Below are 21,045 nucleotides of genomic sequence, written 5' to 3'. Positions count from 1 at the left end.
CTATGACGCAACAGCCGCGTCAAACTTTCTTCCCCTGCCGGCTGCGCCGTCATTCCTCGCGAGACAAGAAAGCCCTCCTTAGCTGTCAAGCCCCTTCGGGGTGCGCCGTCGATCGCCTCCGGCCAACCGATCGCCATCGAGGCCGCAATGGTGCGGGCTCGGGAACGGAAAACGGAGACTTACAATGGCGACCATCGGCACCTTCAAGAAGACCGGCTCGAACGAGTTCACCGGCGAAATCGTTACCCTCAGCGTCCAGGCCAAGAACGTCCGCATCGTCCCGGACCAGCGCGCCACCGGCGAGAACGCCCCCAGCCACCGGGTCCTGGTCGGCCGCGCCGAGATCGGCGCCGCCTGGTCCAAGCGCTCCAACGAGGGCCGCGACTACCTGGGCCTCAAGCTGGACGATCCGAGCTTCAACGCCCCGATCTACGCCAACCTCTTCGACGACGAGGACAGCGACACCTTCTCGCTGATCTGGTCCCGCCCCAACGGGCGCCGGGGGGACTGACGCCCGGCGCAAGGCCCCGGCCGAAAGGCCGGGGCCTTCGGCGTCCAGGGCGACCGAATCAGTCACCGCGAAAGCGCCTCCCTGGCAGGCCCGAGAGCGCGATTCAGGTGGAAATATCGCTATGAAGCGACTATTATAGTCGTAGTTCTGGCGTGCGCGTAGGTCCGAGTGGGAGGTGATCATGCATGATCACCGCCCGACAATCGCGGGCCGCACGCGCTTTGCTGGGTTGGACACAGGAGACGCTCGCGGACAAGGCCCGTGTATCCCTCACCGCACTCAAGCGACTGGAATCCGAGAGCAATCTCGGGATCTACGAAAGCACGCGCGACGAGGTGAGACGGGCCTTGGAACGAGACGGGATCGTCTTCTTGAGCTCCGACCAAGGCGTAGGGGTCATGCTTGTCGATCACCAGGTTCGACGCTGAATATTGGCATATCGCCCCCGTGACGCGATTGTCCGGCGACACGGCTTGCATTCGTAACGGCGTCAGATCATCGTTAACAAATCCCTCCACAGTGGATATTCCGGACAGCAGGGGGATGCGGTGACGACGCACGACTTCAAGGATGAAGCACCAACGGGATCGGCTCTCACGCCGTACGACCGGGCGCATATGGCCTTGTACCTGCGCCTGATCGATTCATGGCGCGACGGAGCCGACTGGAGAGAAGCCACTCGCACGTTGTTCGGCCTCGATCCTGACGCTGATCCGGAGCGTTGCCGTCGCGTTCATGCGACACACCTCGCACGGGCGCGCTGGATGTCCGAGCACGGCTACCGCGAAGTCGCGAGAGAGAGCCTTGCCCGTTAGCGCCCGCGATGCCTCGGGAGCAACACCTGTTGCTTCAACCTGGACTTCCGCGCAACGCAACTCACGGTAATCATTGTCAGTCCGAACTCGATCGGAAGACGATGAGGAGCAAAGCTGTGACGCCGGATCCCTCTCAGTGGCGAGCCTCGGCAAATTACGATCACGTCGATAGACTGAGCGCTTCTGATCTTGCTTGGGAGTGGCTTCGGCGCAATGACGCCTACGACCGTGACTTCACGGCGCTCCTCCATCGAGACCTCTCTCCCGAACAAGATCTAGAAGACTTCCGACTTCGTTGGGGGTTGCGATTTCCCCGTCGATCCGCTGGATCCGCCGCCGGCCGCTGCCGTGCTCTGGTCGCCTACGGACGATACCAGCACTGTTATTCTCGACACGGCGCCGGACCTTCTCGCGACGACGACGAGCACAGCGGCGATATTACCGCCGCCGCTTGCATCTGATGCAGTCGGCGCAGATTTCAGAGTACATGACGCTGGCGCCCCATCGCTCCAGCTCATCCAGATCGGCGATGCGGCGACGATCACACCGCTGGTTGCGGTCATCCCGCTCGACATCACCGGCTTCGACCGTCTGGAGTCGGTTGAACGCCTGCTCGCGACGCTTCATCATCGCGCCGTGCCGCCAGACACGCGATTGACAGCCCAGCAACGTGCGAGAGCTCGCAGAATGCTCCAGGCATTCGACGGATTCCGCTATGGCGCCACGCAACAGTCGATCGCGAAGGTGATCTTCGATATCGACGATGTCAGCCGCGACGAATGGCAAGCCTCGTCGCGCCGACATGCAATCATGTCTCTGCTACGCGAAGCTAGACGCATGATCGAGGGTGGTTACCGTAAACTTCTCCGGCATCGCCGCCGCCGCGACTAACCGGCGTCAGCCCGCTATGCGGCGCGCCGCAGACCGCCGGCCTCGGACGATGCGATCACGGTGTGGGAATTAGGCTCCCCCCAACTCTCCACGACAACTGACCGGCCTTCTTTCGCCACCGTACCCGCAAGCCGCCGCTCATCCGTAGCGGCCGCCGCGAGAGCACGGAGGTTCGATCATGGGCGAGGAAGCCGCCAATCTACCGCCACGATACCTGCGGACCGAGGAAGCAGCGCGCTTCTTGGGCCTATCAGAGCGCACCCTTGAAAAGCACCGTACGTATGGCACTGGTCCAACCTATCGCAAGTTGGGTGGCCGCGTCGTTTATTCCATAAACGACCTTCAAGCCTGGGCAGATCGCGGTCTCGTCACCTCGACCTCCGATCCGAGCGGAAACGTTCCACCCGCCAAGCCCCAGAAGGCCGCGTCGCTCGCCGTAGGCCGCACACTGCGCTGAGACGGTCGCATGTCGCCCCGTCATCAGCATCACAGCGGCGAGCGCGCGCAACTCGATCTGTTCCGGGCGCTGCCGGGCGATCTCGCGCCCCGCGACGCGCAGGATCTCATGGCCTATCCGTTCTTTTCGCTCGCCAAGTCGAAGCGCCTGGCGCCGATCGACTTCAAGGCGGGATCGGTCAAGATCCGCGTCGAAGCCGTCGCCGAGCACGGCATGGCGACAATCTGGGATGCCGACGTCCTGATCTGGGCCGCCTCGCAGATCGTCGAGGCGCGGGACGTCGGCTTGCAGCCGTCACGCCTCATGGCGACCACTCCCTACGAAATCCTCAACTTCATCGGCCGCGGCGTGTCGCTGCGCGACTACGACCGCCTCAAGGCTGCGCTCGACCGACTTCAGTCGACGACGGTAGCGACCTCGATCCGCCAGCCGACCGAGCGGCGGATGCACCGCTTCTCCTGGATCAACGAATGGAAGGAGCGCGCCGACCATCGCGGCCGGCCGCTCGGCCTCGAGCTGATCGTGCCCGATTGGTTCTACGCCGCCGTCCTCGACGACGCGCTCGTGCTGACGATCGACCGCAATTATTTCGGTCTGACGGGAGGCCTGGAGCGCTGGCTGTACCGCCTCGTGCGCAAGCACGGCGGCAAGCAGGAGTTCGGCTGGAGCTTCGATTTCCCGCATCTCCACGCCAAGTCGGGCAGCCTCTCGCCACTCAAGCACTTCGCCTACGACCTTCGCGACATCGTCCGCCGCCAACCGCTGCCAGGCTACCGCCTGACCATCGAGCAATGCCTCGGCGGGCCGGAAATCCTCTCCTTCGTGCCGACCGATCCGGATGCCCTCGGCATCCCGCGTCGTCGTCGCCGGACCAAACCTCACCCTGGGGATAAGCTGTGAATCGTCTCGTGCTATCAGGGACCGGCACTCTCGTGCCATCGGGGACCGGACTCTCGTGCTATCGGGGACCGAAATCGCCGAATCCTCGCGCTGAATCAGCAGCTTGCGAGCCCCGTAACTTATCTAACCTAGATTCCTACGGAATCTTTCTAACGCGACCGCGCTTTTCGGCCGCTGTGGACGAGTCCCCGATCGCCGGGAGACCGTCATGATCGTCGCGTTGCTCAACCAGAAAGGCGGGGTCGGAAAAACCACGCTCGCCCTCCACCTGGCTGGTGAATGGGCTCGCCGTGGACAGCGTGTCACGCTGATAGACGCCGACCCCCAGGGTTCGGCGCTCGACTGGTCGCAGCAGCGCAGCCGGGAGGGGCTGGAGCGGCTGTTCGGTGTCGTGGGCCTGGCCCGCGACACGCTCCACCGTGAAGCGCCGGAGTTGGCCCGCGACGCCGACCACGTCGTCATCGACGGTCCACCGCGCGTTGCCGGGTTGATGCGCTCGGCGCTGCTCGCGGCCGACCTCGTGCTGATCCCGGTGCAGCCGTCGCCGCTCGACGGCTGGGCCTCCGCCGAAATGCTCGCGCTGCTCGGCGAGGCGCGCATATATCGGCCGCAGCTCGCCGCCCGCTTCGTGCTGAACCGCTGCGCGGCCCGCACGGTGCTGGCACGTGAGACCGCCGAGACGCTCGCGGATCACGACCCGCCCTTACTCTCGACCACGATCGGCCAACGCATCGTCTTCGCCGACGTCGTGCAGACCGGCCGGCTCGCCGCCGAGCAGGACGAGGATTGTCCTGGCGCGCGCGAGATCGCCGCGCTCGCGGCGGAAGTCGCGAGGATCGGCGCATGAGCGAACGGTCCCCAAAGCGCAGCTTTGCAGCGCGTCCCGCCGATCCCGAAAGCTGGATCAAGGCGCCCGATCGCCACGCCGCCCGCGGTCAGCCCGCCGAGGACTACTCGGCCCGGCTGACGATAGACGTCACCGCCGACATGCGCGGCCGCATCAAGATTGCCGCCTTTCAGCGCGGCCAGACCGTCGCCGACATGCTGCGCGCGCTGTTCGAGCGCGAATTCCCACCCCCGTCAGGAGAAGGACAATGACCGGCCTTGTCGCCGCGCCAGCGCGCGTCGGCCGTGCTGCCGCCGAGCCGCCGCCCGAAGCGTTCACTGAGGTCGAACTCGTCTGGATCGAGAAGCAGACGGAGCACTGGGTCCGCTTCGGCCGAGAGCGGCGCGAGCAGATCCTCGATCGCCGCCGCCGCATCCTTTTCTTCCCTCCCGGCAGCGTCTTCGCGCTCGTGCGCTGGGCGGCGAACGAGCATGGCACCGTTCTCTCGCGGCTCAACATCCTGCGCACGGTTGAACGCGGCGCAGCGTGCCAGACCGTTCCGACGGTCACGCCGGGCGCAGAGGTCCTGCTGCATGTCGATGGCTGGCCGAAGGTTGAGCGCATGCTCCAGCTCATCGACGCCATCGAGGCGCGCGGCATCGATCCGATCGACGTTTCGCCCGACCATTGGCGCCACGTCCATAACCGAATGACCGTTGGCGAAACGCCGCGCGCCTATGGTCCGCGCCAGCATCGCGCCTTTCTCCTGCGTCGGAGGATCGGCGCATGACCCGGCTCTCCTACGCCGTCATCACGACGGCGGCCGTCTCGCTTATCGGCGTAGCTTCGATCGCTTCGTTCGCGCCGCGCCTGATCTGGAACGCGTCCGCCAGCACGCCGGTCGGCTTCTACACGATCGGCGATGTGGGCGCGGTCGACGTGACCGATCTGGTGGCCGTAGACGCGCCCGAGCCGCTCGCAACCTTCCTGTCCGATGGCGGCTACCTGCCGCGCGGCGTGCCGCTCTTGAAGCGCGTCGCCGCGGTCCCAGGTCAGCGCGTTTGCCGGACCGGGCTCGCCATCACCGTCGACGGCGTGCCGATGGGCGACGCGCTCGATCGCGATCGTCGCGGTCGCCCGCTCCCGGTGTGGCAGGGCTGCCGCTCGGTCGCGGCCGGCGAACTGTTCCTGATGAACTGGCAAGTCCGCGACAGCCTCGACGGTCGCTATTTCGGCCCGCTTCCGGCCTCCGCCGTGATCGGCCGGGCCACCCCTCTCTACACCGACGAGGACGGCGATGGCCGCTTCGTCTGGCGCGCGCCGACGCGGTGACGGCGCGCCCATGACCCTGTCCACCGCAATCTGAAGGAGACGACCCATGCCCGTGGTCGGTCAATTCATACGCGAAAATGACGGCTTCATCGGCCACCTGACGACGCTGTCTCTACACCAAGACATCATTATCGTCGCGGCCGAACCGTCCGATGCGGAGAAGGCGCCAGACTTCCGCGTCCATGTGCTCGACACCAACAGCAACGAGACCGGCGCGGAGATCGGCGCCGGCTGGAAGCGCACCGGCGAGAAAGCTGGCGAGTACGTATCGCTGCAACTCGACGATCCGACCTTTGAACATCCGATCCGCGCCAACCTGTTCCAGTCGGCCGACGACAAGTCCGCCTGGGGCCTGCACTGGAACCGCCCGCCGAAGCGCGGCGAGCGGGACTGAACGATGCCCGCCGCGCGCCGTCAGCCTGCCGTCGGAGGGAGGATCATCCTCCGACGCGCAGCCTTCCTTCTCCTTTCCGGCCTGATCCTCGCCGCGCCGGGTGCGAGCACTGCCTACGCACAGCAAGCGCCCGCCGAGCGGCCATCGCGCAGCGATCCCTTTGGCGCTTTCATCGCGGAGGCGGCGCAGAGGTTCGGCGTTCCAGAAGCGTGGATACGCGCCGTCATGCGCGCCGAAAGCGCCGGCGATGTGCGCGCCATCTCCCCGGCGGGCGCGATGGGCCTGATGCAGATCATGCCTGCCACATGGGCCGACCTGCGCGTCCGCCATCGGCTCGGCGGCAATCCCTACGACCCACGCGACAACATTCTGGCAGGCGCTGCGTATCTGCGTGAGATGCACGACCGCTACGGTTCGCCCGGCTTTCTGGCGGCCTACAACGCCGGTCCCGGCCGGTACGAAGAGTATCTCGCCGGCCGCCCATTGCCGGCTGAAACGCGCGCCTATGTCGCGACGCTTGCCCCCGTTGTCGGCGGCGGTGAACTCGTAGGCCCCGTCACGGTGGCGGCCGCCGATCCGCTGGCTTGGACGCGGGCGCCGCTCTTCGTCGTGCAGTCGTCCGGCAGGGCGTCTGCCGTTCCTTTGCAGACTGAGCGCGAGCCAGACGCCACCACGGCGGCAGCCCCGGAGCGCGATGAAGGCCCGGTGGCTGCGCTCACCGATGGCCTTTTCGTCGCGCGCAATGTCCCCGGTGGCCCGCGATGACCGCGTTCGCACCCTTTCGCATTGTGGCGTGCTCTGGCGGGCGAAAGGCGGTCTGGAGAGGAGGAGCAGTCAGCACAACCGCACGATGGCGAGATAAAAGCCGGCGATGTGCGGCTTGGTGCGGTCGTGTGTTTTCAGAGGCTTATGGCACATTCGCGCGAGGTGCGCCTAATCGGCGCAGCCTGCGCATTCGCCATTTTGCCAAGGCTTTCCGCGCGTTTGCGCGATGTGCGGGGCCTCGGCCATGAGCGGCGACGACGATTTCCGCATCCGACCTGGCCGCATCCGTTCGACCCGCGCACAGCAGGCGCGGCCCTTTATTGCCCAGGCGCTTGCCGCCGCACAGCGGGCCGGTGGACGCGTCTCGCGCTCCGGCCAGATCAGCAAGGGCAATCGCTCGCGGTTCGGACGCGGGCAGCGCGCGACGGTGCAGGCCAATCGGCTGCTCACGAGCCGGTCGCGCAACGTCGTCATCAAGACACGCGTCGTCCGTCATAGCGCGCGGGCCGCGCCGCTCTCCGCACACCTCAGCTATCTCCGCCGCGAGGGCGTCACCCGGGATGGGGAGAAGGCGCACCTGTTCGGCCCTGAGACCGAGGACGCGGATCCGAAGGCTTTCGCCGAGCGCACCCAGGACGATCGGCATCACTTCCGGTTCATCGTCTCACCGGAGGACGCGACCGAGATGAGCGACCTCAAGACCTTCGCGCGCGAGCTGATGGGTCAGATGGAGAAGGACCTCGGCACCAAGCTCGACTGGGTCGGCGTCGATCACTGGAACACCGACAACCCCCACGTCCAAATCATCCTGCGAGGGCGCACCGATGACGGCCAGGACCTCGTTATCTCCCGCGATTACATCAAGGAGGGCATCCGCGCCCGCGCGCAGGATCTCGTCACCCAGGAGTTGGGGCCGCGCACCGAGCAGGAGATCCGGCGCAACCTGGGGCGTCAGGTCGAGGCGGAACGCTGGACCGATCTCGATCGCCAGATCGCCCGCGACAGCTATCGCACGGGCGTCGCCGACCTCGCCCCACATCCCGATCGGCAGCCAGACGAATTCCACGCGCTGAAGGTCGGTCGGCTGCGCAAGCTGGAGACACTCGGCCTCGCCGATCAGATCGGTCCCGGCCAGTGGGTCGTATCGGAGAATGCCGAGAAGACGCTGCGCGCGCTTGGCGAGCGCGGCGACATCATCAAGCGCATCCACCGCGGCCTAACCGAACGCGGCATCGAGCGCGGCGCCGCGAGCTATGTGCTCGCCGGCGAGAGCATTGACGATCCGGTCATCGGCCGGCTGGTCGACCGCGGCCTCGATGACGAGCTGAAGGGCACGGCCTATGCCGTGGTCGACGGCACCGACGGGCGCACCCACCACATCAAGCTTGCCGATCTCGACGCCGCCGGGGACAGCTCACCGGGTTCGATCGTCGAGCTGCGCAAGTTCGACGACGCGCTGGGCCGCCGGCGTGTCGCGCTCGCCGTTCGCTCGGATCTCGATATCGAGCGGCAAGTTCATGCAACCGGCGCCACCTGGCTCGACCGGCAGGCCATCGCCCGCGAGCCGGTAGCGCTCGGCGGCGGCGGCTTCGGCGCGGAGGTGCGCCAGGCGATGGACCGGCGCGCCGACCATCTTATCGCCGAGGGGCTTGCCGAGCGTCAGACGCGCGGCGTCAGCTTTTCGCCGGGGCTGATCGAAACCTTGCGCCAGCGCGAGGTCGAAGCGCTGGGGGAGAAGCTCGCGGCCGAGACCGGCCGGCCATTCTCGAAGGCCGGAACGGGCGAGTATGTGGCAGGCACCTATCGCCAGCGCTTCGCGCTCGCGTCGGGCCGCTTCGCCATGATCGACGACGGCCTCGGCTTCCAGCTCGTGCCCTGGTCGCCCTCTCTCGAACGTCAGCTTGGCCAGCACGTCTCCGGCGTCTCGCGCGGCGGCGGCGGCGTCGACTGGAGCTTCGGTCGCAATCGCGGCCTCGGCATGTAGCCCAACCAAGAAAGGAGTGCCCCGCCATGTCGGCGACGAAAATCCTCTGGGGTCAGATCCTCACCGTCTTCCTGATCGTGTTGATGACGACCTGGGGCGCGACACAATGGACGGCCTATCGTCTCGGGTTCCAGCCTCAGCTCGGACTGCCCTGGTTCGAACTGGCGGGCTGGCCGATCTACTATCCGCCCGCCTTCTTCTGGTGGTGGTATTTCTACGACGCCTATGCGCCGCCGATCTTCGTCGAGGGCGCCTATATCGCCGCATCGGGTGGCTTCATCTCCATCGCCGTCGCGATCGGCATGTCGGTGTGGCGGGCACGCGAAGCGAAAAACGTCGAGACCTATGGCTCGGCCCGCTGGGCGCGGCCGGAAGAGGTGAAGGCCGCGGGCCTGCTCGGTCCGGATGGCGTCGTGCTCGGCAAACACGAGCGCGACTATCTTCGACATGACGGCCCCGAGCATGTGCTGTGCTTCGCGCCGACGCGTTCCGGCAAGGGCGTGGGCCTGGTGGTGCCCTCGCTCTTGACCTGGCCAGGCTCGGCGATCGTCCACGACATCAAGGGCGAGAACTGGACGCTCACCGCCGGCTATCGCGCTCGGCATGGCCGCGTGCTGCTCTTCGATCCGACGAATGCGAAGTCGGCGGCCTACAACCCGTTGCTCGAGGTGCGCCGCGGCGAGTGGGAGGTGCGCGACGTGCAGAACATCGCCGACATTCTGGTCGACCCGGAAGGCTCGCTCGAGAAGCGGAACCACTGGGAGAAGACGTCGCACGCGCTTTTGGTCGGCGCGATCCTGCACGTCCTCTATGCCGAGGCCGACAAGACCTTGGCCGGCGTCGCCGCCTTCCTGTCCGATCCGAAACGCCCGATCGAGTCGACCCTCGCGGCGATGATGAAGACCGCCCATCTCGGCGAGGCCGGCCCGCATCCGGTGATCGCCAGCGCGGCGCGCGAGTTGCTCAACAAGTCCGACAACGAGCGATCAGGCGTGCTGTCGACCGCGATGTCCTTCTTGGGCCTGTATCGCGATCCCGTCGTCGCCGAGGTCACCCGCCGCTGCGATTGGCGCATCGCCGACATGGTAGGCGGCAAGCATCCGACCACGCTCTACCTCGTGGTGCCGCCTTCTGACATCAACCGGACCAAGCCGCTCATCCGTCTCATCCTGAATCAAGTCGGGCGCCGGTTGACCGAGGACCTGCACGCCAAGGGCCAGCGCCATCGTCTACTCCTGATGCTCGACGAGTTTCCCGCGCTCGGGCGCTTGGACTTCTTCGAGAGCGCGCTTGCCTTCATGGCAGGCTATGGCCTGAAGGCCTTCCTCATTGCGCAATCGCTGAACCAGATCGAGAAGGCCTACGGCCCGAACAACTCGATCCTCGACAACTGCCATGTTCGGGTCAGCTTCGCGACCAATGACGAGCGCACCGCCAAACGCGTTTCCGATGCGCTCGGCACCGCCACCGAGATGAAGGCGATGAAGAACTATGCCGGCCACCGGCTCTCGCCCTGGCTCGGCCATATGATGGTGTCGCGCTCGGAGACCGCACGGCAACTGCTCACGCCGGGCGAGATCATGCAGCTACCGCCGTCGGACGAGATCGTCATGATCGCCGGCATTCCACCGATCCGCGCCAAGAAGGCGCGCTACTATGAGGACAGCAGATTTCAGGAACGCATCCTGACGCCACCTGCACTCACCAAGCCGACAACCGCGAGGGCCGACGACTGGAGCACGCTGGCTTTGCCCGAACGTCCGGTGTTGAACACGGCCGTCGCCGTGGAGGATGCAGGCGATGATGATGACCCAACGGATTCGGAGCGTCGGCACCAGCCTGAGCTGAGCCGCACCAAGACGGTCGAGCGCAAGCCGGTAATCGAGAACGAGTTCGAGATAGACCCTCGCGATGAAGTCGAGGAGGACGCCGCGCGCCTCAGCCGCATGACCCAGACCATGCGCCAGGTCGCTCGCCAAGCCTCGCTCGATCCGGGCGACGGCATCGAGTTGTAGGAGGCGCCCGTGAGCAAGCCGCCGAAGAAGCAGCGCCTTTCCGTCTATCTCGACCCGGACGTGATGAAAGCACTGGCGGCCCATGCAGCTCGACGCGATCTCTCGCTGTCGCTGGTTGCCGAGGCCGGCATCGCATCCTTCCTTTCGCCAGACGCCGCGGAACGGCAGGAAGCAGCGACCACAAAGCGGCTCGATCAGCTCGACCGGCGAATGGCGCGCATGGAGCGCGATCTCGGCATATCGGTCGAAACGCTCGCCGTGTTCATCCGTTTCTGGCTGACGTCCAATCCGCCGTTGCCCGAGCCGGCCCAGGTTGCGGCGCGTGCGAAGGCGGCGGAGCGCTACGAAGCCTTCGTGACCGCGCTCGGCCGTCGACTCGCGACAGGACCGAAGCTCAGACAGGAGATTTCGGAAGACATCCCGCCCGCGCGCGACGCGGAATAATCATCGACGCGCGCGCCGCAAGTATTCGGGCGTTCCGCCGTTCTCCTGTCTTTGTACGCCACAGTACGACGGCCATGCGACGGTTGTTGTCAGGCCATGATTTCTGCCTCTTCTACTCATCCCCGATCCAGGGCCGCACATCGCGGACCCGCAAGAGAACGGGGACGACGTGGCGGCAACTCACCAGAAATCGGAAGCGATTCTTCGCGGTGCGCGAATGCTGCGCACAGCCCTCGGGTCTGCGATCGCCACGTTTCTGGAAGATCCCGCGATCGTCGAGGTGATGCTCAACCCCGATGGGCGGCTCTGGGTCGACCGGCTGTCGGAAGGTCTTTCCGATACGGGTGAACGACTGTCCCCCGCCGATGGCGAGCGCATCATTCGCCTGGTCGCGCATCATGTCGGCGCCGAGGTGCATCCCGGCGCTCCGCGCGTTTCGGCCGAGCTGCCCGAAACAGGAGAGCGGTTCGAAGGGCTGTTGCCCCCGGTGGTTTCCGCGCCGGCCTTCGCGATCCGCAAGCCCGCCGTCGCGGTGTTCACCCTGGACGACTATGTGGCGGCCGGGATCATGTCGGCTGGTCAGGCCGAAACCCTCCGTCAGGCCGTGGCCGACAGGCGCAACATTCTCGTAGCCGGCGGCACCTCGACCGGCAAAACCACGCTCACCAACGCTCTGCTCGCCGAGGTCTCGAAGACCTCGGATCGCGTGGTCCTGATCGAAGATACGCGCGAGCTGCAATGCGCTGCGCCCAATCTGGTGGCGATGCGGACGACGGACGGCGTCGCCTCGCTCTCCGATCTGGTCCGCTCTTCGCTCCGCCTACGGCCGGATCGCATTCCGATCGGCGAGGTCCGCGGCGCCGAAGCACTCGACCTGTTGAAGGCATGGGGCACCGGGCACCCAGGCGGCGTCGGAACGATCCATGCCGGCACCGCGATCGGAGCGCTGCGGCGTCTCGAACAACTAATCCAGGAAGCAGTCGTCACCGTCCCGCGCGCGCTGATCGCCGAGACGATCGATCTGGTGGCCGTGCTCTCCGGCCGCGGCGCCTCGCGTCGCCTGGCCGAACTCGCCCGCGTCGAAGGTCTCGGCCCTGAGGGCGACTACCGCATCACCCCCGCAAGCCAGCCCTCCGCAGGAGACCCGTCATGATCAAACCCGCTTTGCGTATCCGCCAGCACATCGCCTCAGCGGCGTGCATGATTTTTCTTTCGCTCGCTTTGGCACCCGCCGCCCACGCTTCGGGCTCGTCCATGCCCTGGGAGGCGCCGCTTCAAAAAATCCTCGAATCGATCGAGGGGCCGGTCGCGAAAATCATCGCCGTTATGATCATCATCATCACTGGTCTGACGCTCGCGTTCGGCGACACGTCGGGCGGCGCCCGCAAGCTGATCCAGATCGTGTTCGGCCTGTCGATCGCGTTCGCGGCGTCGAGCTTCTTCCTGTCGTTCTTCTCGTTTGGCGGCGGGGCGCTCGTCTGATGGCTGACGGCGCGGATCATGGCGGCGAGCTGCCGGGCTTCTCCGTTCCCGTACACCGGGCGCTGACCGAGCACATCCTGCTCGGCGGCGCGCCGCGTTCGCTCGCCATCCTCAACGGCACGCTGGCGGCCGCGCTCGGCCTCGGCCTTCGCCTATGGCTAGTCGGCCTCGGGCTTTGGGCTGTGGGGCATTTCGCGGCGGTTTGGGCGGCCAAACGCGATCCGCAGTTCGTCGACGTCGTGCGCAAGCATCTGCGCGTCCCCGGTCACCTGTCGGTCTGAGGGAACGACGCGATGATGAACCTTGCCGAATATCGCAATCGCAATACGCGGCTTGCCGATTTCCTGCCTTGGGTCGCCCTGGTCGGAGAAGGCGTCGTCCTCAACAAGGATGGTAGCCTGCAGCGTACTGCGCGCTTCCGCGGTCCTGACCTCGACAGCGCCGTGCCGGCCGAGCTGGTCGCAGTCGCGGGCCGGCTCAACAACGCTTTCCGACGTCTCGGCTCCGGCTGGGCCATCTTCGTCGAAGCGCAACGCCACGACGCCGCAACCTATCCCTCCAGCCTGTTCGCCGACAGCGCCTCTGCGCTGGTCGACGCCGAACGCAAGGCCGACTTCGAGGAAGCAGGCGCGCACTTCGAGTCCAGCTATTTCCTCACCTTCCTCTATCTGCCGCCGGCCGAAGACGCGGCGCGTGCCGAAGCATGGCTATACGAGGGTCGCGACCACGGCGGCGTCAACGCGCGCGAAGTGCTGCGCGGTTTCGTCGATCGTACCGATCGTATCTTGAATCTGATCGACGCCTTCATGCCGGAATGCGCGTGGCTCGATGACGCCGAAACACTCACCTATCTACATTCGACCATCTCGACGAAGCGTCATCGTGTCCGCGTCCCTGAGACGCCGATGTATCTCGACGCTCTTCTGGCCGATCAACCGCTGACCGGCGGACTCGAACCTCGCCTCGGGCAAACGCACCTGCGCATCCTCACCATCGTCGGTTTCCCGACCGCGACGACGCCCGGCATTCTCGACGAGTTGAACCGGTTGGCCTTTCCCTATCGCTGGTCGACGCGGGCCATCCTTCTCGACAAGACCGATGCGACCAAGCTGCTGACCAAGATCCGTCGGCAATGGTTCGCGAAGCGCAAGTCCATCGCCGCCATTCTCAAGGAGGTGATGACTAACGAAGCCTCGGCGCTCGTCGACACCGATGCGGCCAACAAGGCGGCCGACGCCGACATGGCGCTGCAGGAACTCGGCGCCGACTATGCCGGCCAAGCCTATGTCACCGCCACCATCACCGTATGGGACGACGATCCGCGCATCGCCGCCGAGAAGCTGCGGCTGGTCGAGAAGGTCGTTCAGGGGCGCGATTTCACCGCGATGGCGGAGACCATCAATGCCGTAGACGCCTGGCTCGGCTCCTTGCCCGGCCATGTCTACGCCAATGTCCGCCAGCCCCCCATCAGCACACTCAATCTCGCCCACATGATCCCGCTGTCAGCGGTGTGGGCGGGACCGGAACGGGACGAGCACTTCGATGCACCCCCACTGCTTTACGGCAGAACCGAAGGCTCGACCCCGTTCCGGCTTTCGATCCATGTCGGCGACGTCGGCCATACGCTGATCGTCGGCCCGACCGGCGCCGGTAAATCCGTGCTGCTGGCGCTGATGGCACTGCAATTCCGGCGCTATGCGCAATCACAGGTCTTCGCCTTCGACTTTGGCGGATCGATCCGCGCCGCCGCGCTCGCCATGCGCGGCGACTGGCACGATCTTGGCGGTGGGCTTACCGAAGGCGCTGAAGACAGCGTGTCCCTTCAGCCGCTCGCCCGGATCGACGATGTCACCGAGCGGGCCTGGGCCTCCGACTGGCTGATCGCGATCCTGGGGCGCGAGAGCGTGCCGGTTACCCCCGAGGTCAAGGAGCATCTCTGGTCGGCGCTCTCCTCGCTGGCGTCTGCGCCAGTTGCGGAGCGCACGCTGACGGGCTTGTCCGTCCTGCTCCAGTCCAACGACCTGAAGCAGGCGCTGCGACCCTATTGTGTCGGCGGCCCCTATGGTCGTCTTCTCGATGCCGAGTCCGAACATCTCGGCGAGGCAGACGTACAAGCCTTCGAGACTGAAGGACTGATCGGAACCGGCGCCGCCGCCGCCGTGCTCGCCTATCTCTTTCACCGCATCGAGGACCGCCTCGACGGACGGCCGACGCTCCTGATCGTCGATGAAGGCTGGCTTGCGCTCGACGATGAGGGATTCGCCGGCCAGCTCCGCGAATGGCTGAAGACGCTGCGCAAGAAGAACGCCAGCGTCATCTTCGCCACCCAGTCGCTCTCCGACATCGACGGCTCGGCGATTGCACCGGCGATCATCGAGAGCTGCCAGACACGCATCCTTCTGCCTAACGAGCGCGCGATCGAGCCGCAGATTACCGCCATCTATCGCCGCTTCGGTCTCAATGACCGGCAGATCGAGATCCTCGCCCGCGCGATGCCAAAGCGCGACTATTACTGCCAGTCGCGGCGCGGCAACCGCCTGTTCGAGCTCGGACTATCCGATGTCGCGCTGGCGCTGTGCGCAGCCTCATCCAAGCAGCACCAAGCGCTGATCGCCGAGGTTTACGCGCGAAGCGGCACCGACGGCTTCCTCTCCGAATGGCTGATCTCGAGCCGGCTCGCCTGGGCTGCCGATCTCATTCCCAACCTCACCAACGTCATCCCCCAAGCCCATCAGGAGGTATTCTCATGACACGCTCATTCCGTTCGCGCTCTCGCGCACTGCGTTTCGCCACGATCATCGCTGCGACACCAGTCGCTATCTCGCTCTTTATCAGCACGCCAGCGGCGGCCCAATTCGGCGGCATCGTCTACGATCCGACGAACTACGCGCAGAATGTGCTGACGGCTGCGCGGACGCTCCAGCAGGTCAACCAGCAGATCACGCAGCTTCAGAACGAAGCGACAATGCTGATCAATCAGGCCCGCAACCTTGCGAGCCTGCCATACTCGTCGCTTCAGCAGCTTCAGCAATCGGTACAGCGCACGCAGCAGCTCCTGCAACAGGCGCAGGGCATCGCCCTCAACGTCCAGCAAATCGATCGCGCGTTCCAGACCACCTACGGAAATGCATCGATGTCGGCTTCCGATCAGGCGCTTGTCGCGCAGGCGCGTGAACGCTGGCAGAACACCGTCGGCGGCTTGCAGGACGCCATGCGGGTCCAGGCCGGCGTTGTCGGCAACATCGACACCAACCGTAGCGAGATGTCCGCGCTTGTCGGGCAGAGCCAGGGCGCGACCGGTGCGCTGCAGGCGACCCAGGCCGGCAACCAGCTTCTCGCCCTGCAGGCGCAGCAGCTTGCCGACCTCACCGCGGTCGTGGCCGCCAACGGCCGTGCGCAGAGTCTGTCCGAGGCCGAGCGTGCGGCCGCGGCCGAGCAGGGTCGTGAGCAACGCCGTCGCTTCCTGACGCCTGGCAACGGCTACCAGCCGGGCAACGCCCGCATGTTCCCGAACGGCAACTGAGACCGCGGCCATGGACGGCAAGATGCTCGCTAGGATCGGCGCGGCGGTATTCGTCGCCGTCGCGATCACCGCGACCGCGATCGAGATGACGCGGAAAGAGGAGGCGCCAGCGTCTTGGTCGTCAGGCCGCGCCGTTCAAGCGCGGGTCGATCCGCTGCGCGACGCCCTGATCCGCTGCCAGGCGCTCGGCGAAGACGGACCGCGCGATCCGGCGTGCCGCCGCGCATGGGCCGAGAACCGAAACCGCTTCCTCGCGCCCGGTGCCCGCCCGGCCGAGCGTTTGCCGGACATGCCGTCCGCGCCGCGAGAGAGCCTCACCCCTCAGCCTGATGAGCGCAACCCTCCGATGCCGCCGGCCGCCGCGCCAAGCCTCACCCCACAGCTCGACGAGGCTCGGTAACGTCATGGGCAACACCGGCGTTATCGACCATTTCCTCGAGGTCTTCACCCGCTACATCGACAGCGGTTTCGGACTGCTCAGCGGCGAGGTCGCGTTCATTGCGACCACGTTGATCGTGATCGACGTGACGCTGGCCGCGCTGTTCTGGAGCTGGGGCGCCGACGACGACATTTTGGCCAGGCTGGTCAAAAAGACGCTGTTCGTCGGTGTCTTCGCCTACATCATCGGCAACTGGAACAACCTCGCCCGCATCATCTTCGAAAGCTTCGCGGGCCTCGGCCTCAAAGCCAGTGGAACAGGCTTCACCACGGCCGATCTCTTGCGTCCGGGCAAGGTCGCACAGACGGGTCTGGACGCCGGCCGGCCGCTGCTCGATTCCATTTCCAGCTTGATGGGCTACTGGTCGTTCTTCGAGAACTTCATCCAGATCGCCTGCATGTTCCTGGCCTGGGCGCTGGTGCTTCTCGCCTTCTTCATCCTCGCCATCCAGCTCTTCGTCACGCTCATCGAGTTCAAGCTGACAACGCTCGCCGGCTTCGTGCTGATCCCGTTCGGCCTGTTCGGCAAATCGGCCTTCATGGCCGAGCGCGTGCTTGGCAACGTGATCTCGTCCGGGATCAAGGTCTTGGTGCTGGCCGTCATCATCGGCATCGGCTCGACGCTCTTCTCCGAATTCACGTCCGGTTTCGGCGGCCAGAACCCCTCGATTGATGAAGCGATGGCGATCGTGCTGGCCGCTCTGTCGCTACTCGGTCTTGGCATCTTCGGTCCCGGCATCGCCAGCGGGATCGTCTCAGGCGGTCCTCAACTCAGCGCCGGCGCCGCCGTCGGGACGGGCCTTGCCGCCGGTGGCATGGTCGCTCTCGGCGCCGGCGCCGTCGGCGCGGCCGCATCCGGCGGTGCCGCACTGGCTGGTGGCGCCGCCGCCGCCGCCCGGGGCGGCGCCGCGCTCGCGGGTGGCGCATCGACCGCATACAGCCTTGGCGCAGCCGGACAGTCCGGTGCAGCCGGCGTCGCTTCCGGGCTCGGCGGGGTCGCCCGCGCCGGCGGCAGCGCCGCCGTGTCGCCGCTGCGCCGTGCCGCGTCGCGCGCTGCCGAAAGCATGCGTTCCAGCTTCAGCGCTGGCGGCAAGGCGGCATTCGAAGCCACAGGCGGAACTTCCACCATGGGCTCGATCGGCGGTGATGCCGCCGGCGACGGAGCAGCGCCCGCGCGCGCTGGCGGCGCTCCGGCCTGGGCGCAACGCATGCGGCGCTCCCAACACATGACCCACGCCGCGCAGGCCACAGCCCATGCCGTTCGCTCAGGCGACGCACATGGCGGTGGCTCGTCCGTCAACCTGTCCGAAGGCGATCGCTGATGTTCAAACGACCCTCTACCCATTACGGCAAGGCCCCCGAGCCGGAGACGCCTTATCAGCGCGCCGCCCAAGTTTGGGACGAGCGCATCGGCGCATCACGCATCCAGGCCAAAAATTGGCGATTGATGGCGTTTGGCTCGTTGCTCCTGTCAGCCGGATTCGCCACCGCGCTCGTCGTACAGTCAGCCCGCGGGACCATCGTGCCCTGGGTGGTCCAAGTCGACCGGCTCGGCCAGGCGCAAGCGGTTTCCCCCGCTCAGGCGGACTATCGTCCGACCGATCCGCAAATCGCCTTTCACCTCGCGCGCTTCATCGAGCAGGTCCGATCGATTCCCGCGGACGCCATCATCGTCCGCCAAAACTGGCTACGAGCTTACGATTTCACGACCGACCGCGGCGCTGCAGCCCTGAACGACTACGCGCGGTCGAACGACCCGTTCGCAAAGGTAGGCCGTCAGCAGATCGCCGTCGATGTCTCCAGCGTCATTCGCGCGTCACCCGACAGCTTTCGCGTTGCCTGGGTCGAGCGCCGCTACGAAAACGGCCAACTCGCCGAGACCACGCGCTGGACCGCGATCCTGACGATCGTGGTCCAGATCCCCCGCAACGCCGATCGCCTCCGAGCGAACCCGCTCGGCATCTACGTCAACGCAATAAATTGGTCACGGGAGCTTGGGCAATGAAGCCGTCTTTCCGTAAAGCCGGAAACCCGGCTTCACACAGTCTCGCATTTCCGGCTCTCCGCAGAGCCGCAATCCCGGCGATCCTGCTGGCGACGACTGCCCTCGCTGGCTGCGCCACCACCACGCCGCCGCCCGAGATTTCCTACGACAACGCGGCTCCCGCCGTGCAGACTATCGATCCGCCTGCACCTGTCACCGTGGTCGAGCTGCCGCGCCCGCTGCCGCTGCCCGGCCAGTTGCAGCGCGTCGAGCCATCGCGGCGTCCGGCCGAGCCCGCTGATCCGACGGCGCGAGTGAACCAGGCCAACGCCGCCGCGCGCATTCAGCCGGTGCGCGATGGCTTCATCAATTCGATGCAGGTCTATCCCTTCACCCAAGGCGCACTCTATCAGGTCTATACCGCCGTCGGTCAGATCACCGATATCGCGTTGCAGCCGGGCGAGCAGCTCGTCGGCTCCGGCCCCGTCGCCGCCGGCGACACCGTGCGCTGGATCATCGGCGACACCGAGAGCGGCGCGGGTGCGACGCGGCAGATCCATATCCTGGTGAAGCCAACGCGCGCCGAACTGATGACCAACCTCGTCATCAACACCAACATGCGCACGTACCACATGGAGCTTCGGTCGACCGAGCGCACCTATATGGCATCGGTCTCCTGGCAGTACCCGCAGGACCAGCTCATTGCGCTGCGCCGGCAGAACGCCGAGGCCCAGGCGGCGCAGCCTGTGGCGAGCGGTGTCGATCTTGCCAACGTCAACTTCCGCTATGCGATCGAAGGTGATCGGGCACCCTGGCGTCCCTTGCGCGCTTTCGATGATGGTCGCCAGGTCTTCATCGAGTTTCCCCGCGGCATCGGTCAGGGCGAAATGCCGCCTCTCTTCGTCGTTGGCGCGGAAGGCGACACCTCAGAGTTGGTTAACTACCGCGTGCGCGGGCACCACATGATCGTCGACCGCCTCTTCGCCGCCGCTGAACTGCGATTTGGTTCCGGCGATCGGCAGCGGCGCGTTCGCATCACACGCACCGACGGGAGGCCGACTTCGTGAGCGAGAACCCTCTCCGGAATGAGGATGCGCCCAACGACGACGCGCAGCCGTTGACCGGCGAACCGGCCAGCGCGGCGCCGATGCGGCTGCGCGCGGATCCACCCCGCGTCACCCGGCTATCGCGCAAGGTCCTGGCTGGCGTGGGCCTCGTCGCGAGCCTCGGCCTCGGTGGCGCCTTGATCTACGCGCTTCAAACCCGCGACAGCGGCCGACCCAATGAGGAACTCTACTCGACCGAGAATCGCTCGACGGCTGACGGGCTCGCGGGCCTGCCGCGCGATTACAGCGGTGTTCCTCGGCTCGGTCCACCGCTTCCCGGCGATCTCGGCCGGCCGATGCTCAGCCCGGCGAACGGCGGACAGCCTGTTCCGGCCCCTGGCATCGCGACTCCGAATCCCGGGCTTAGTCAAGAGGAGCAGCGGCGCCTTCAGGAAATCGAAACCGCCCGGACCAGCCGGCTGTTCTCCGGGTCGGAGTCCCGCGTCGGTGCCCCCGCAACAACGCCGGCCGTCGTGCCTCCGCCGACGCCAAACCTCGCCAGCCTCGGGCTCGCGCCGCCGCCGGCAACGCCTTCGGCCCAGGATCGTCAGAACGCCTTCCTCAATGCCGCGCCCGATCGCAGGACGGTGGCGCCCGATCGAGTCGTCGCGCCGCTGTCTCCGAACGTTCTGCAAGCCGGCGCCGTCATCTCGGCTGCGCTCATCACCGGAATTCGTTCCGATCTACCTGGACAGATCACGGCGCAGGTCACCGAGAACATCTACGACAGCCCGACCGGGCGAATCCTTCTCGTGCCGCAGGGCACGCGCGTCGTGGGCCAGTACGACAACAGCGTGCAATTCGGACAGAGCCGCGTGCTCTTGGTCTGGAACCGGCTGATTTTCCCGAACGGTCGTTCGATCGTGCTAGAACGCCAACCCGGAGCTGACTCCCAAGGATTTGCCGGCCTTCAAGATGGCGTGGACTACCACTGGTGGGATCTCGCCAGGGCCGCTGGTCTGTCCACACTCCTCAACGTCGGTGCTGAACTCGCCGTCGATGATCAAGACCGGCTGCTGCGAGCCATCCGCAATGGTGGCCAGGACACGATCAACGATGCCGGTCAGCAGATCGTTCGCCGCCAGCTTAACGTCGCTCCGACGCTCACGATCCGGCCGGGCTTCCCGGTCAGGGTGATCGTGACGCGGGATCTGGTACTCGAACCATATGGAGGGTGA

At 66.1% G+C, this 21,045-nt stretch carries 26 protein-coding genes; all 26 read left to right on the top strand.

Annotation, left to right across the window (positions count from 1 at the left end; all coding sequences use genetic code 11):
- Positions 1-184 precede the first annotated feature (184 nt).
- The 26 genes from DOO78_RS00745 to DOO78_RS00620 all read left to right on the top strand — a co-directional run bounded on the left by DOO78_RS00745 (position 185) and on the right by DOO78_RS00620 (position 21,045).
- Entirely contained in the window at positions 185-511 is a 327-nt protein-coding gene (locus DOO78_RS00745; protein WP_099957448.1) for a DUF736 domain-containing protein, read from the top strand.
- 185 nt (positions 512-696) lie between these two features.
- On the top strand, positions 697-939 hold the full coding sequence (locus tag DOO78_RS00740; RefSeq protein WP_099957447.1) for a helix-turn-helix domain-containing protein: 243 nt from the start codon (positions 697-699) through the stop codon (positions 937-939).
- Positions 940-1,059: 120 nt separating this feature from the next.
- Positions 1,060-1,326, top strand: coding sequence for a DNA -binding domain-containing protein (locus tag DOO78_RS00735; protein WP_099957446.1), 267 nt, complete (start codon positions 1,060-1,062; stop codon positions 1,324-1,326).
- An 8-nt stretch (positions 1,327-1,334) separates the two neighbouring features.
- A complete protein-coding gene (locus tag DOO78_RS28010) occupies positions 1,335-1,787 on the top strand; it encodes a transcriptional regulator domain-containing protein (protein WP_338068027.1) in 453 nt (150 codons plus the stop codon).
- Positions 1,675-2,217 carry a DUF2285 domain-containing protein gene (locus tag DOO78_RS00725; protein WP_207802738.1) on the top strand — a complete coding sequence of 181 codons (543 nt, stop codon included), beginning with the start codon at positions 1,675-1,677 and terminating at the stop codon, positions 2,215-2,217. The genes DOO78_RS28010 and DOO78_RS00725 overlap by 113 nt, the downstream gene beginning before the upstream one ends.
- 178 nt (positions 2,218-2,395) lie before the next feature.
- Positions 2,396-2,674, top strand: a complete 279-nt coding sequence (locus DOO78_RS00720; protein ID WP_099957444.1) for a helix-turn-helix transcriptional regulator — start codon at positions 2,396-2,398, stop codon at positions 2,672-2,674.
- A 9-nt stretch (positions 2,675-2,683) separates the two neighbouring features.
- Positions 2,684-3,574, top strand: a complete 891-nt coding sequence (locus DOO78_RS00715) for a replication initiator protein A (RefSeq protein ID WP_099957443.1) — start codon at positions 2,684-2,686, stop codon at positions 3,572-3,574.
- Between the two features lie 208 nt (positions 3,575-3,782).
- The gene (gene parA / locus DOO78_RS00710; RefSeq protein WP_037455276.1) at positions 3,783-4,421 is read left to right on the top strand and encodes a ParA family partition ATPase; all 639 of its coding nucleotides are present in this window, start codon (positions 3,783-3,785) and stop codon (positions 4,419-4,421) included.
- Positions 4,418-4,672, top strand: a complete 255-nt coding sequence (locus DOO78_RS00705; protein WP_099957441.1) for a ribbon-helix-helix protein — start codon at positions 4,418-4,420, stop codon at positions 4,670-4,672. Before parA ends, DOO78_RS00705 begins: the two co-directional genes overlap by 4 nt.
- Positions 4,669-5,190: a DUF2840 domain-containing protein gene (locus tag DOO78_RS00700; protein WP_111467815.1), complete on the top strand. Its 522-nt coding sequence runs from the start codon at positions 4,669-4,671 to the stop codon at positions 5,188-5,190. Before DOO78_RS00705 ends, DOO78_RS00700 begins: the two co-directional genes overlap by 4 nt.
- Positions 5,187-5,732, top strand: coding sequence for a S26 family signal peptidase (locus tag DOO78_RS00695; protein WP_099957439.1), 546 nt, complete (start codon positions 5,187-5,189; stop codon positions 5,730-5,732). The genes DOO78_RS00700 and DOO78_RS00695 overlap by 4 nt, the downstream gene beginning before the upstream one ends.
- Positions 5,733-5,778: 46 nt before the next feature.
- The gene (locus DOO78_RS00690; RefSeq protein ID WP_111467814.1) at positions 5,779-6,126 is read left to right on the top strand and encodes a DUF736 domain-containing protein; all 348 of its coding nucleotides are present in this window, start codon (positions 5,779-5,781) and stop codon (positions 6,124-6,126) included.
- A 3-nt stretch (positions 6,127-6,129) separates the two neighbouring features.
- Positions 6,130-6,891 carry a lytic transglycosylase domain-containing protein gene (locus tag DOO78_RS00685; RefSeq protein ID WP_111467813.1) on the top strand — a complete coding sequence of 254 codons (762 nt, stop codon included), beginning with the start codon at positions 6,130-6,132 and terminating at the stop codon, positions 6,889-6,891.
- Between the two features lie 244 nt (positions 6,892-7,135).
- Positions 7,136-8,875 (top strand): relaxase/mobilization nuclease domain-containing protein, encoded by a 1,740-nt coding sequence (locus tag DOO78_RS00680; RefSeq protein ID WP_111468214.1) that lies wholly within the window; start codon positions 7,136-7,138, stop codon positions 8,873-8,875.
- Positions 8,876-8,901: 26 nt separating this feature from the next.
- Complete coding sequence (locus tag DOO78_RS00675; RefSeq protein WP_111467812.1) at positions 8,902-10,890, top strand: conjugal transfer protein TraG; 1,989 nt, start codon at positions 8,902-8,904, stop codon at positions 10,888-10,890.
- A gap of 9 nt (positions 10,891-10,899) precedes the next feature.
- Positions 10,900-11,334: a CopG family transcriptional regulator gene (locus DOO78_RS00670; protein ID WP_111467811.1), complete on the top strand. Its 435-nt coding sequence runs from the start codon at positions 10,900-10,902 to the stop codon at positions 11,332-11,334.
- Positions 11,335-11,551: 217 nt separating this feature from the next.
- Positions 11,552-12,487, top strand: a complete 936-nt coding sequence (trbB, locus tag DOO78_RS00665; protein ID WP_341538222.1) for a P-type conjugative transfer ATPase TrbB — start codon at positions 11,552-11,554, stop codon at positions 12,485-12,487.
- Positions 12,484-12,816 carry a TrbC/VirB2 family protein gene (locus DOO78_RS00660; RefSeq protein ID WP_111467809.1) on the top strand — a complete coding sequence of 111 codons (333 nt, stop codon included), beginning with the start codon at positions 12,484-12,486 and terminating at the stop codon, positions 12,814-12,816. Before trbB ends, DOO78_RS00660 begins: the two co-directional genes overlap by 4 nt.
- The gene (locus DOO78_RS00655) at positions 12,816-13,097 is read left to right on the top strand and encodes a VirB3 family type IV secretion system protein (RefSeq protein ID WP_099957431.1); all 282 of its coding nucleotides are present in this window, start codon (positions 12,816-12,818) and stop codon (positions 13,095-13,097) included. The genes DOO78_RS00660 and DOO78_RS00655 overlap by 1 nt, the downstream gene beginning before the upstream one ends.
- A gap of 12 nt (positions 13,098-13,109) precedes the next feature.
- On the top strand, positions 13,110-15,566 hold the full coding sequence (gene trbE / locus DOO78_RS00650; protein WP_111467808.1) for a conjugal transfer protein TrbE: 2,457 nt from the start codon (positions 13,110-13,112) through the stop codon (positions 15,564-15,566).
- On the top strand, positions 15,563-16,339 hold the full coding sequence (trbJ, locus tag DOO78_RS00645) for a P-type conjugative transfer protein TrbJ (protein WP_099957429.1): 777 nt from the start codon (positions 15,563-15,565) through the stop codon (positions 16,337-16,339). The genes trbE and trbJ overlap by 4 nt, the downstream gene beginning before the upstream one ends.
- A 10-nt stretch (positions 16,340-16,349) precedes the next feature.
- A complete protein-coding gene (gene trbK-alt / locus DOO78_RS00640) occupies positions 16,350-16,739 on the top strand; it encodes a putative entry exclusion protein TrbK-alt (protein WP_099957428.1) in 390 nt (129 codons plus the stop codon).
- Positions 16,740-16,743: 4 nt separating this feature from the next.
- On the top strand, positions 16,744-18,099 hold the full coding sequence (gene trbL, locus DOO78_RS00635) for a P-type conjugative transfer protein TrbL (RefSeq protein WP_111467807.1): 1,356 nt from the start codon (positions 16,744-16,746) through the stop codon (positions 18,097-18,099).
- Entirely contained in the window at positions 18,099-18,782 is a 684-nt protein-coding gene (trbF, locus tag DOO78_RS00630) for a conjugal transfer protein TrbF (protein WP_111467806.1), read from the top strand. The genes trbL and trbF overlap by 1 nt, the downstream gene beginning before the upstream one ends.
- A complete protein-coding gene (gene trbG, locus DOO78_RS00625; protein WP_111467805.1) occupies positions 18,779-19,828 on the top strand; it encodes a P-type conjugative transfer protein TrbG in 1,050 nt (349 codons plus the stop codon). The genes trbF and trbG overlap by 4 nt, the downstream gene beginning before the upstream one ends.
- Positions 19,825-21,045 (top strand): TrbI/VirB10 family protein, encoded by a 1,221-nt coding sequence (locus DOO78_RS00620; protein WP_111467804.1) that lies wholly within the window; start codon positions 19,825-19,827, stop codon positions 21,043-21,045. Before trbG ends, DOO78_RS00620 begins: the two co-directional genes overlap by 4 nt.

It is taken from the genome of Roseicella frigidaeris (assembly GCF_003258945.1).
Taxonomy (GTDB): Bacteria; Pseudomonadota; Alphaproteobacteria; order Acetobacterales; family Acetobacteraceae; genus Paracraurococcus; species Paracraurococcus frigidaeris.
The sequence above is the reverse complement of the archived record's forward strand: the minus strand, read 5'-3'. Positions and strand labels throughout refer to the sequence as shown.